The organism is Hyphomonas sp., from assembly GCF_040882205.1.
Classification (GTDB): domain Bacteria; phylum Pseudomonadota; class Alphaproteobacteria; order Caulobacterales; family Hyphomonadaceae; genus Hyphomonas.
The window spans coordinates 1-11,022 of sequence record NZ_JBBEBT010000346.1 but is presented as its reverse complement, the minus strand read 5'-3'; the positions used below and the strand labels follow the sequence as shown (position 1 = coordinate 11,022).

Below are 11,022 nucleotides of genomic sequence, written 5' to 3'. Positions count from 1 at the left end.
GAGATTGACCGCGCGCCCTGGCTGATTGCCGAAGTAAAAGCCCTGCTGGAGGCCCCGACCAGTGAGTGACGAGACGCCGTATTGCGGCTGGGCGCCAGTGAGCGACAGGATTTACCGCGATTACCATGACACCGAATGGGGCGTGCCGGAGCGCGATGCGCGGGCGCTGTGGGAGAAGCTGCAGCTGGACGGGATGCAGGCGGGCCTGAGTTGGATCACGATCCTGAGAAAGCGCGACACGATCCGGGCGGAGTTTGACGGGTTCGATCCCGAGCGCCTCGCCCGCTGGACGCAGAAACGGGCGGCGAAGGCATTGGAGAACCCCGGCATCATCCGCAGCCCGAAGAAGATCGACGCCGTAATTGGCAATGCGCAGGCCTACCTTTCGATGATGGAAGCCGGCCAGGACTTCCCGGACTATTGCTGGGGCTGGGTCGGCGGCAGGACAATCCACGGCAAATGGACGAACTTCCGCAATGCACCGACCTTCACGGACTGGTCGGCAGCGATGTCCAGAGACCTGAAGAAGCGGGGCTTCAAGTTCGTCGGGCCGATAATCGTCTACGCATGGGCGCAGGCAGTTGGCATGGTCAATGACCATGAGGTAAGCTGCCCCCGGCACATGGCTGTGAGGAACGTGAAATGAAGACACTGATGATGATTGTTGCGGTCGGCGCACTTGCTGTGACGGCGGCGTGTAAGTCGGCGCAGGCACCCGCCTCCTACGCCAACCCGGTCGACGCCTGCGCAGGCGAGGAAACCGAGGCAGAACGCGACCGCTGTATGAAGAATGTGGTGGCTGATGTCGCCGCCTCGGTGAAGCGCGAGTCCCAGCGCAAGGGTCCGCCGCCGCAATGAGGCGCGCCTGGGCGCGGGCTTGCGCTCTGGTTGCCGCAGCGGCGCTGGCCGGTTGCCAGACCTGGACTGACAAGGCGGACACGGCGATGCTGGCCGACTGCGCCCGGATTGCCAATCCGGGCGAGCGAGACCGCTGCCGGGTGGAAGTGATGACCGCCGCCGGGCACGCCGAACGGGGCTATCAGGAAAAGCTGCGCAGGCCCGCGAGGAACGTGAGGCGTTGCGTGAAGCCTATGGTGCGCCGAAACGGGCACGCTGGCCTTGAGGGGTGACGCCTTGGCCCGGGACGGAACGCAGGCTAGACGTCACGCATAGATAAGACATCATGCCGAGCGCGAGACGCCCGCGCGGCGCGCCAATGGAGAGCACAGTTTGACCCGTCCCGTCATCTCGGCCACCGGCCTCTGGACCCCTCCCTATTCGATATCGAATGCGGAACTGGTCGAAAGTTACAATGCCTGGGCCGACACCTGGAACCGCGAGAATGAAGCGGAGATCAAGTCCGGCCTGATGGACCCGAAGACGCATTCCTCTGTGGAGTTCATCGAGAAGGCGTCCGGCATCAAGTCCCGCTATGTGGTGGACAAGGACGGCGTGCTGGACCCCGACATCATGGCGCCGCGCCTGCCGGAGCGGCCGAACGAGCAGATTTCGATTCTCGCCGAGATGGCTGTACATGCGGCGCGCGGGGCGCTGAAGAAGGCCGGGCGCGACCCGAAGGATGTGGACGCGGTGATCTGTGCAGCATCGAACATGCAACGCGCCTATCCGGCGATGGCGATCGAGGTTCAGGACGCGCTCGGCATCAAGGGCTTTGCCTTCGACATGAATGTGGCGTGTTCCTCTGCAACTTTCGGCATCCAGACGGCGGCGGGTTTCATTCGCGCCGGCAATGCCCGCTCGGTTCTGATGGTGAACCCGGAAATCTGTTCGGGCCACCTGAACTTTACCGACCGCGACAGCCATTTCATCTTCGGCGATGTGGCGACCGCCGTGCTGGTCGAGGCCGAAGACATGGCGCCGAAGCAACACTGGAAGATCCTTGGGACGAAACTGAAGACGCAGTTCTCGAACAATATCCGCAACAATTTCGGCTTCCTGAACCGCGCGGCTCCGGAAGGCATCGGCGCGCCGGACAAGCTGTTCGTGCAGGAAGGCCGCAAGGTGTTCAAGGAAGTGGTCCCGATGGTGGCCGAGATGATCGGCGCGCACATGGGCGAACTGGGCATCGGCGCGGGGGACCTGCGCCGCATGTGGCTGCACCAGGCGAACGCCAACATGAACCGGCTGATCTCGGCCCGCGTGCTGGGCCGCGACGCCACCGAGGATGACAGCCCGACTGTGCTCGACACCTATGCAAACACCTCGTCTGCCGGATCGATCATCGCCTTCCACAAGCATTCGGCCGATTTCAAGCCGGGCGATCGAGGCCTGATATGCTCGTTCGGCGCGGGGTATTCGGCGGGGACGGTGTTCGTGGAGAAGGTGGGGTAAGCAAGGGCTGGATCAGCCCCTCCCCTATTCCTCGAAATCTTCGGTGAACATGTCGCCCCAGAGGGCGCGGCGGCTGGCGCGGACGGCTTCGACAACGACGACCAGAGTACCGCAGGCGAGCATCATCACCGCAAAGCCCTGGCCGGAAAAGAAGTTGTAGAAGGTATCCATCATCGGCTCGGGCTCTCTTGTTTTTCTTGAGACCGTTATGCGCCAAAGGCCTTAATGCGGCATTGGGGAATGGTGTCTGCAATCGCGCGAGTTTGTAACCGGATCGCCGTCCTTTATTTACCCGTGCTACCAATACCTTAAGGATGCGCCGATGGAGGGACTTCGTGAAGCGATCTGTTAAGCCGCCCCGCGTCTGGCAACGCATGCTTTCCGGCCGCCGGCTGGACCTGGCGCATCCCTCGCCGATGGATATCGAGATCGAGGACATTGCGCATGGCCTCGCCCGTGTGGCCCGCTGGAACGGGCAGACGCGGGGGGAACATGCCTTCTCGGTGGCCGAGCATTCGGTGCTGGTGGAGAAGCTGGTGCGCCAGCTGGAACCTGGCCTCGGGCCGCAGGACTGGATGACGGCGCTGCTGCATGACAGCCCGGAATACGTGATCGGCGACATGATCTCGCCGTTCAAGGCCATTCTTGGCGAGAGCTACAAGGGCGTCGAGGCACGCCTGCAGGAGGCGGTGCATATCCGTTTCGGCCTGAAGGCGGTGACGCCGCCTGCGCTCAAGAAGGTGATCAAGCGGGCCGACAATATCTGCGCCTGGTTCGAGGCGGTGCAGCTGGCGGGGTTCACGGTGGAGGAATCCGACGGCTTCTTCGGCAAGCCGCCGGAAGGGCTGAAGCTGAAACTGAAACTGGCGCCGCTGCCCGTGACCGGGGCGCAGGCGGCGTTCCTGAAGCGATTCGGTGAGATCCAGGCGGCGATAGCGCGGCAGGAGACCACGCGATGACCGCGCCGCGCCTGCTGATCGGCCTGTCTGCGGTGATGGTGGCCCTCAAGGACGGGGAGCCCAACGTTCTGGTGACGCGCCGGGCGCGCGGCGAGGATGCGTTGCCGTTCGGCCCATTTGACCCGGCCAAACATCGCACCTTCGACCTGTCGCTGCGTGGCTGGGTGCGTGAGCAGACGGGATTCGAGATCGGCTATGTCGAGCAGCTCTACACTTTCGGCGACAAGGACCGCGAGACGCCGGAAGCCTCGATGATGGATCCGCTCGCCGAGTCGCGGGTAATCTCGGTGGGCTATCTGGCACTGACGCCGGAAGCGCGTCTTACCGATGCAGCGTTCGAGGCGCGCTGGCAGGACTGGTACCATTATTTTCCGTGGGAGGATCATCGCCTGCGCCGCCCGCCGGTGATCGAGGCCGAGATCGAGCCGCGCCTGAAGACCTGGGCGGCAGGCAATCAACGCCGGCTGGGCCGGGCGCAGATCGCCTTCGGTCTGGACGGCGCGCGCTGGATGGAAGACCGCGTGCTGGAGCGGTATGAACTGCTTTATGAGGCTGGCCTGGTGGCCGAATGCACACGCGATGCAGGCTTGCCCGATTCCGGTCTGCGGCTCGGCGGGAGCATGGCCTCCGACCACCGGCGCATTCTCGCGACCGGGCTCTCGCGCCTGCGCAGCAAGATCAAGTATCGCCCCGTGGTGTTCGAACTGATGCCGGACCGGTTCACGCTGTCGGCGCTGCAACGCTCGGTCGAGGGTATCCTGGGGCTCCAGCTGCACACGCAGAACTTCCGGCGCGCGCTGGACAAGACGCAGTTTGTGACCGGAACAGGACAGATGGAAACCGGCACAGGCGGGCGGCCGGCAGAACTGTTCAGCTTCCGCCGGGATATAGCGAATAGCCTTTCCGGGCCGGGACTGGCGACGCCGAGGAAATCCGTAGACTGATTATCCCCGAAGCCTGTCATCCCGGCCAGCCGGCAAGGGCGGCGTGAGCCGGGACCTCTTTCAGCCAATCCCGGAGAGAAGGCCACGGATCACCGCTATGCGGCGTCCGGGATGAAGGTGCTCTGTGACTACTCCATCCCCTGCGGCTGGCCGACGACGAAGAAGGAATAGCGGGCGGGGTCGAGATAAGTTTTCGAGACCCGGTTGACGTCATCCAGGGTGACGGCCGTGACGAGGGCGTTGCGGCGGTCGAAATAGTCGACGCCGAGATTCTCCTGGCGCACCATCATCAACTGCCCGGCGATCTTGGCATTGGAATCAAAGCCGAGCGGATAGGAACCGGTGAGATAGGCTTTCGCATCGGCGAGTTCCTGTTCGGCGACGCCGCCTTCGACGAACTTTATCAGTTCCGACTTTATCTCTGCGATGAATTCGCCGGCACTCTCGTTCTTGGTCTGGCCGCCGCCGGACCAGGTGAGCATCGAAGGGTTCGGGTCGAGGCTGGTGGAGATGCCGTAGGTGAGGCCCTTGACGACGCGGAGCGTTTTCATCAGGCGGCTTTCGAAGCCGCCACCGCCGACAGTGTAGTTGAGCACGAAGGCCGGGAAGAAATCCGGGTTGGCGCGGTCAATGCCGGGGCCGATGAAGCGCACGAGACTTTGCGGCTGCGGCAGGTCGACGACCACCCGGGCGACCGGGACGCTGGCAAGGTCGACCGGGGCGACGGGCGCAACCGAGCTGGTCTCCGGCAGGCCGGCGGCAACCTCGTCAATTAGCGGCGCGAGCTCTTCAGGCGTGACGGCGCCCACAGCCGTGACGATCAGCCGGTCCCGGGTCATCAGTGTACGCATATGTTCGCGGGCCATGTCCGCCGTGAGGTTGGCAAGGCTTTCCGCGGTTGTCTCACGCGCGAAGGGATGGTCTGGATAGAGCGACTGGGCGATGGTGCGCCAGGCGAGATAGTTGGGGTTTGTCTCACGCGTCTGCAGGCCGATTTCTTCCTCGCGCAGGAAACGTTCGAACGGGCCCTCGTCGAAACGTGGCGCAGCGAAGGCGGTGGCGACGAGCGCCATCGCGGCGGGGGCATTCTCGGTCAGGGAGGAGACCGAGCAGCTGGTCCACTCCGCGCCCGCCCCGCAGGAGAAGCTCATGTTGAGGTCTTCCATGGCCGTCTGGAAGCCGAGCGAATCTAGATCTCCGGCGCCCTCATTCATGCTGTAGGTGACCAGTTCGCTGAGGCCTTCGGCGCCGGCGGGATCGGACGCCGTGCCGGCCTTCCAGGCCATCTGGACTGCGACAATCGGGATCGAAGGCTCGGAGACGAGCCAGACCGAGACGCCGCCGGGCGTCACGAATTGCTGGATCTCGGCGAACTCGCCGTCATGGACGGTGACCGCCAGCGCGGGCTTTGCGGTCTCGGCCAGTGTTCCCGCAAGTGTCTCGGCAGAGGGCGCTTCCGGCGCGCCGTGGAACCAGCCGGAAATGGTCGAGCAGCCGGCGATCGCGGAGAGGGCGGCGGAGGCAAGGAGGAATTGGGTCGTCCGCATCTCAGAGGTCTCCTTCGGCAGGCAGGAGGTGGGCTTCGATATAGTGTTTCTCGGAGCTGAACACCGAGCGCACGGCGGCAATCGCCTGCTCCGGCGTGACGGTGCGGACGGTGTCCGGATAGGTCAGGATTTCCTCGACCGTGCCGCCGATGGCGAGCCAGCCGCCGAACGCGTTGGCCATGCCGGACTGGCTGTCACGGGCGTAGATCGCATTGGCCGCGAGCTTGTTGCGGGCACGGATGACTTCAGCTTCGGTGAAGCCTTCGGCGAGCACTTGTTCGACTTCGGCCATCAGCCCAGTCTCGAGTGCGTCCAGCGTGACGCCGGGCGCCGGGCTGGCGGAGAGGACGGCCGGACCTTCATCGTGCAGCGTGGTCCAGGCATAGGCATTGGCGGAGATGGCAAGTTGCTGCTGCTCTACCAGCGACTGGTAGAGCCGGCTTGTCATGCCGCCGCCGAGGATTTCAAGGCCGACATCCAGCGCGAGAGCGTCCGCCGGCTGGCGGCGCTGCGACATGCCCGTGTAGTAGCGGCTCCAGCCCGGCTGGCGCACTTTCGGATCTTCGTGCGTCAACAGCTGCGTTTCAGCGAGCGGGGTGACCGGCTGCCATTTACGCTCCGCTGTGACGGTGCCGGTGGGTGTGATGACGCCGTAGTGCTGCTCGGCGAGGGTGCGCACTTCTTCTGGCGTCACATCACCGGCGACGACGAGGATGGCGTTCTCGGGGCTGTAATACTGCTTGTAGAAATCGAGGCCGTCCTGCGGGGTGAGCGCGGCGACTTCCTTCATGCGGCCGATGACGGTGATCTCGTAGGGGTGGCCCTTCCACAATTCGGAGAGCACCTTTTCCTGCAGGATGACGCCGGGATTGTTGTCGATGCGCTGACGGCGTTCTTCTTTCACGACGTCACGCTCGGAGATGAACGGGCCCTTGGGGTCGTCATTGATGATGAGGTTCACCATCCGCTCGGCTTCCAGTTCCATCATCTTGCCGAGCTGGGGCTTGGCCACGCGCTCAAAATAGGCGGTGTAGTCCCAGCTGGTGAAGGCGTTGAGCTGGCCGCCCGAACGCTGAACGATGGAGGTGAACTCCTCCGGACCGATATTCTTGGTCTGCTTGAACATGACATGTTCGAACAGGTGGGCAATGCCGGATTTGCCGGGCGCCTCGTCGGCGGCGCCGACCTTGTACCAGACCATATGGGTGACGACCGGGGCGCGGTGGTCCGGAAGAACCACAACTTCCATCCCGTTGCCGAGCGTGAAGGTGGAGGGCGCCCAGGCGGCTTCCTCGGCGAGGGCATGGGATGCGAACAGGGCGAATAGCCCTGCGGCGAGACTCCGTTTCATGTGCGGCCTCCGGTTGGGTCTGGGGTCAGGCGGAACTCAGGTTCCGGGAAGTCGGATCCGGGCGCCGCCGCTCGTCTGCTGGACGATCACGGGCGCGTCGCCGGTGGCGTTGTCGGTGGAAGCAGATGCGGCGTCTTCCGGCTTGTCCTTGCGCCAGAACAGGATGCGGTCGCCGATGCTGGCCGATTTGCGGATCGCCTTGGCCTCTTCATAGTCGACCTGCGCGCGCACCGAAGGGTTGGCGGCATTGGCGCCGGCGGCGGCAACGAGCGCCTTCTCGGAGGCGCTGGCGTCCTGGCCCATCGTGGTGCCGAAGGCGGTGGTCGTGCCGGCGGTTGCGGCCTCGACCTCAGCCGGGATGCTGGTGCCGGCTGGCGGCGGACGCAGGCTGTATTCCGGCGGCAGGCTGAGCGGGGCCTTCGTTACGACGCGGAACTCGTTCGGCGTCGAGCTGCTGCCGCCGCCGTTGGAGGAGCAGGCCGCGGTGGCCGCAAGGGCGGCGCCGGCGGCGAGGATGAGGAAGGGATGCTTCATGGGCGGGGCAGATCCGTTTCTGGAGGCCGGAAGGCCGGGGTTACGAGCTTGTAGCCTGTTTTGGACGCGAAAGCAGGAACTGGTCAATGAACAGCAGCACCGCGCCGACACTGATGGCGGCGTCGGCGATGTTGAACACCCAGGGGAAATACAGCCCGTTGGCATCGATGAAATCGATGACGGCGCCAAAGCGGACCCGGTCGATCAGGTTGCCAAAGGCGCCGCCGATCACCAGCGCGAGCGCCAGGCGCAGCCAGCGACCCTCGGCCCGGATGAGCCAGACGAGGAAGCCGATCGCGATGGTGGCCATGATGGCCGCGAGGATCCAGCGGCCGATTCCCTCTGACTGGAAAAGGCCGTAGCTCATGCCCCGGTTCCACAACATGGTGAAATCGAGGGGCCCTGGCAGGGGAATCCGGCCGCAGGGCTCCATCCGGTCGAGGCAGCCGAGCGCGTTGAAGCGCGGCTCCTGCAGGACGAGCCATTTGCTCCATTGGTCCAGCAGCACCACGACGGGCACCAGGAAGAATGGCCAGGCAGAAAGGGGCGCCAGTTTCATCGTCCTGAGATTGCAGACCGCGCCGGGTGGATCAAGCTTTTGTGTGCACTTCTGCACCCCTCTCCCGCTGGCGGGTTCCAGCGGCGTCAGCCCGCTGCCTTGTCCCATGCCTTCACGGCCAACGCATCGCGCGGCGTGATGTCGGCGTAGCCGGCGGCGGCAGTTGCAGGGTCAAAGTATTTCCAGCTGCGGCGGCATTTGATGCCGGGGGCGGGTTTTGGGACGACCCAGATGCCGGGCGAATCGACCAGAGTGAAGGCGCCGGCAGGGCCCGACGCGCCCTGTACGAGGGTTGAGCCGGAGGTGATGAAGAGGTCGCCCGCATCCTCGCCTGCGAAGGCTTCGAGGAGGGCAATATCGCTGACGATCACTTCAGGGGCCGCTTCGAGTGAGGCGCCGATCCGTTTTTCGCGGCGTTCGACTTCGAGGGCGCCCGTGACGACGCGGCGGACCTTGAAAATCTTCTCCCAGCGCGCGGCGAGGTCCGCGTTGCGCCAGGCGCCGGGTGTTTCCGGGAAGAGCAGGAGATGGACCGAGGGCGCGGCGCCCTTGAGGTGGCTTTCGCCGAAGGCTTCATCGGTGGTGAACGGCATCACCGGAGCGAGCCAGGCGAGCAGGCGTTCCATCACGGCGGCCATGACTGTGCGCACGGCGCGGCGGCGGTATCCGTATACGGAGGTTTCCGCGTCCCAGGTTTTCGATGTGGCAAAAGACGGGTCGCAGTAAAGCGAGTCCTTACGGATGTCGAAATAGACCGCCGAGAGTTCGACGTTCACGAAGTTCACGATGGCGGTCATCACGCGCTTGAAGTCGAACTCCTTGAAAGCAGCGCGCACTTCGCCGTCGAGTTCGGCGAGGCGGTGGAGGATGAAGCGTTCCAGGCCCGGCATGTCCCTGGCCTCTATGGCTTCGGCGGGCGTATAGCCATCCAGTGCGCCGAGCATGTAGCGCAGCGTGTTGCGCAGCTTACGGTAGGTTTCGATGGTGCCTTTAATGATCTCGTCGGAGATGCGGGTATCATCCCAATAGTCGGCGGAGGCTGTCCAGAGACGGAGGATTTCGATGCCGTGCTGCTTCTGGAATTCGTCAGGCTCGATCGTGTTGCCGATGGACTTCGACATCTTCTTGCCTTCGGCGTCGACCACCATGCCGTGTGTGACGACCTGTTTGTAAGGCGCCATGCCACGCGTGGCGCAGCTTTCCAGCAGGGACGACTGGAACCAGCCGCGATGCTGGTCAGAGCCTTCCATGTAAACGTCCGCCTGTCCGGCGGCGTTGTCAATGATGCCACGTTTGCGCAGAGCAAAAGCGTGCGTGGTGCCGCTGTCGAACCAGACATCGAGCACGTCGGTGACCTTCTCCCAGCCTTCCGGCGAGACACCGGTGCCTGTGAAGAAGTCGGCGTCCGATGCGGCGAACCATCCGTCTACGCCGGTTTTTTCGATGGCGGCCTTGATGTTGGCGTTGAGCTTGTCCGCCTGCTCGCGCGCCAGCGCAGCGGTGTGCGGTTCGCCCTTGGCGTTGACGAACAGGGTGATCGGCACACCCCAGTTGCGCTGGCGCGAGATCAGCCAGTCCGGGCGGCTCTCGACCATCGCGGAGAGGCGGTTGCGGCCCGTGGCGGGGAAAAATTCAGTGTCAGCGATGGCCTTCATCGCGAGTTCGCGCAGCGTCTTGCCGCCGTGCACCGGCTTGTCCATCGCGATGAACCACTGCGGCGTGGCGCGGCGGATGACCGGCGCCTTGGAGCGCCAGGAGTGGGCATCGCGGATCGTAGTGACGCCGCGTGCGAGGAGATTTCCGCTCTCCGCGAGAAGGCGGATCACTTCATTGTTCGCCTTGCCTGCCTCACCGCGCTTCTTGCCGGAGGTGACGATGATGTCGAGGCCCGCAAGTGGCTCGGGGACTTCATCCGTATAGCGACCATCGGCATCAACGATCTGGCGAATTTCCTGCGTCATGCGGCCGGAGGCGACCCAGACTTCGAAGTCATCCTCGCCATGCGCGGGCGCGGTGTGGACGAAACCCGTACCGGCATCGTCGGTGACGTGTTCGCCAGATAGCATGGGGATGGGATGCTGGAAAAAAGGCGAAAGGCCGTGAAGCGGGTGTTGCAGGACCCAACCGGCCGGGTCGACGTCACAAATATGCTGATAGCCGCCTTCGCGAACTTTGGCTGCGCTCATGGCGTCGCCCACCAGCTTCTTTGCAAAGATCAGCTTGTCGCCGGCCTTCACATAGGGCGGGAAACCGAGTTCCTCTGTGGTCATCACGTCGGTGACTTCATAGAGTGCGTAGGCGATTTCAGGATTGAAGCTCACAGCCTGGTTTGCGGGGATCGTCCACGGTGTCGTCGTCCAGATCACCACCGACGCGCCGGGCACGTGCGGCAAGTCGGGACCATCACGTGCCTCGAGGCGAACTGGAAACTTCACCCACACCACCGGCACCTTGCGGTCGTGATATTCCACTTCAGCCTCGGCGAGCGCCGTGCGTTCCACCGGGCTCCACATGATCGGCTTGGCGCCGCGTACGAGGCCGCCCTTCATCGCCATGTCGAGGAATTCTGAGACGATCATCGCCTCGCTCTCAAAGGCCATGGTCAGGTAGGGATTGTCCCATTCGCCCTCGATGCCGAGGCTACGGAATTCCTTGCCCTGGACTTTCACCCAATGCTAGGCATAGGCGCGGCAGGCGGCGCGGAACTCGTCCGCAGGCACTGAGTCCTTAGGGCGGTTCCTCGAGCGGAACTCCTCTTCCACCTTCCATTCGATGG

12 protein-coding genes are annotated in these 11,022 nt (G+C 64.1%); 6 read left to right on the top strand and 6 right to left on the bottom strand.

From position 1 onward, the window contains the following. Positions 1 to 61 precede the first annotated feature (61 nt). The 4 genes from WEA77_RS15070 to WEA77_RS15055 all read left to right on the top strand — a co-directional run bounded on the left by WEA77_RS15070 (position 62) and on the right by WEA77_RS15055 (position 2,352). On the top strand, positions 62 to 646 hold the full coding sequence (locus WEA77_RS15070; RefSeq protein ID WP_368068690.1) for a DNA-3-methyladenine glycosylase I: 585 nt from the start codon (positions 62 to 64) through the stop codon (positions 644 to 646). Beyond that, positions 643 to 858 carry a hypothetical protein gene (locus WEA77_RS15065; protein ID WP_368068689.1) on the top strand — a complete coding sequence of 72 codons (216 nt, stop codon included), beginning with the start codon at positions 643 to 645 and terminating at the stop codon, positions 856 to 858. Before WEA77_RS15070 ends, WEA77_RS15065 begins: the two co-directional genes overlap by 4 nt. Continuing rightward, positions 855 to 1,130 (top strand): hypothetical protein, encoded by a 276-nt coding sequence (locus tag WEA77_RS15060; RefSeq protein ID WP_368068688.1) that lies wholly within the window; start codon positions 855 to 857, stop codon positions 1,128 to 1,130. Before WEA77_RS15065 ends, WEA77_RS15060 begins: the two co-directional genes overlap by 4 nt. Positions 1,131 to 1,230: 100 nt before the next feature. After that, on the top strand, positions 1,231 to 2,352 hold the full coding sequence (locus WEA77_RS15055) for a beta-ketoacyl-ACP synthase III (RefSeq protein WP_368068687.1): 1,122 nt from the start codon (positions 1,231 to 1,233) through the stop codon (positions 2,350 to 2,352). Positions 2,353 to 2,376: 24 nt separating this feature from the next. Here WEA77_RS15055 and WEA77_RS15050 read toward each other — a convergent pair whose 3' ends face one another. Further along, positions 2,377 to 2,526 carry a hypothetical protein gene (locus tag WEA77_RS15050; protein ID WP_368068686.1) on the bottom strand — a complete coding sequence of 50 codons (150 nt, stop codon included), beginning with the start codon at positions 2,524 to 2,526 and terminating at the stop codon, positions 2,377 to 2,379. Between the two features lie 140 nt (positions 2,527 to 2,666). Between WEA77_RS15050 and WEA77_RS15045 the strand changes: the two genes are divergently transcribed. Next, a complete protein-coding gene (locus WEA77_RS15045; protein WP_368068685.1) occupies positions 2,667 to 3,311 on the top strand; it encodes an HD family hydrolase in 645 nt (214 codons plus the stop codon). Further along, positions 3,308 to 4,255: an NAD regulator gene (locus tag WEA77_RS15040; protein WP_368068684.1), complete on the top strand. Its 948-nt coding sequence runs from the start codon at positions 3,308 to 3,310 to the stop codon at positions 4,253 to 4,255. The genes WEA77_RS15045 and WEA77_RS15040 overlap by 4 nt, the downstream gene beginning before the upstream one ends. Positions 4,256 to 4,383: 128 nt before the next feature. Here the strand turns inward: WEA77_RS15040 and WEA77_RS15035 are convergent, their stop codons facing one another. From WEA77_RS15035 to WEA77_RS15015, 5 genes are all read right to left on the bottom strand, one after another. After that, entirely contained in the window at positions 4,384 to 5,802 is a 1,419-nt protein-coding gene (locus WEA77_RS15035; protein ID WP_368068683.1) for a M16 family metallopeptidase, read from the bottom strand. Between the two features lies 1 nt (position 5,803). Further along, entirely contained in the window at positions 5,804 to 7,153 is a 1,350-nt protein-coding gene (locus WEA77_RS15030) for a M16 family metallopeptidase (RefSeq protein ID WP_368068682.1), read from the bottom strand. 36 nt (positions 7,154 to 7,189) lie between these two features. Further along, positions 7,190 to 7,687 (bottom strand): DUF3035 domain-containing protein, encoded by a 498-nt coding sequence (locus tag WEA77_RS15025; RefSeq protein WP_368068681.1) that lies wholly within the window; start codon positions 7,685 to 7,687, stop codon positions 7,190 to 7,192. Positions 7,688 to 7,727: 40 nt separating this feature from the next. Further along, positions 7,728 to 8,246: a signal peptidase II gene (gene lspA, locus WEA77_RS15020; RefSeq protein WP_368068680.1), complete on the bottom strand. Its 519-nt coding sequence runs from the start codon at positions 8,244 to 8,246 to the stop codon at positions 7,728 to 7,730. Between the two features lie 86 nt (positions 8,247 to 8,332). Beyond that, positions 8,333 to 10,915 carry an isoleucine--tRNA ligase gene (locus tag WEA77_RS15015; protein ID WP_368068679.1) on the bottom strand — a complete coding sequence of 861 codons (2,583 nt, stop codon included), beginning with the start codon at positions 10,913 to 10,915 and terminating at the stop codon, positions 8,333 to 8,335. Positions 10,916 to 11,022: the final 107 nt, after the last annotated feature.

Bases quoted from the DNA above. Each gene is read 5' to 3' on its own strand.
- WEA77_RS15065 (WP_368068689.1), top strand. From the start codon at position 643: ATGAAGACACTGATGATGATTGTTGCGGTCGGCGCACTTGCTGTGACG.
- WEA77_RS15050 (WP_368068686.1), bottom strand. From the start codon at position 2,526: ATGATGGATACCTTCTACAACTTCTTTTCCGGCCAGGGCTTTGCGGTG.
- WEA77_RS15025 (WP_368068681.1), bottom strand. From the start codon at position 7,687: ATGAAGCATCCCTTCCTCATCCTCGCCGCCGGCGCCGCCCTTGCGGCC.
- WEA77_RS15060 (WP_368068688.1), top strand. From the start codon at position 855: ATGAGGCGCGCCTGGGCGCGGGCTTGCGCTCTGGTTGCCGCAGCGGCG.
- WEA77_RS15030 (WP_368068682.1), bottom strand. From the start codon at position 7,153: ATGAAACGGAGTCTCGCCGCAGGGCTATTCGCCCTGTTCGCATCCCAT.
- lspA (WP_368068680.1), bottom strand. From the start codon at position 8,246: ATGAAACTGGCGCCCCTTTCTGCCTGGCCATTCTTCCTGGTGCCCGTC.
- WEA77_RS15035 (WP_368068683.1), bottom strand. From the start codon at position 5,802: ATGCGGACGACCCAATTCCTCCTTGCCTCCGCCGCCCTCTCCGCGATC.
- WEA77_RS15045 (WP_368068685.1), top strand. From the start codon at position 2,667: ATGCGCCGATGGAGGGACTTCGTGAAGCGATCTGTTAAGCCGCCCCGC.
- WEA77_RS15040 (WP_368068684.1), top strand. From the start codon at position 3,308: ATGACCGCGCCGCGCCTGCTGATCGGCCTGTCTGCGGTGATGGTGGCC.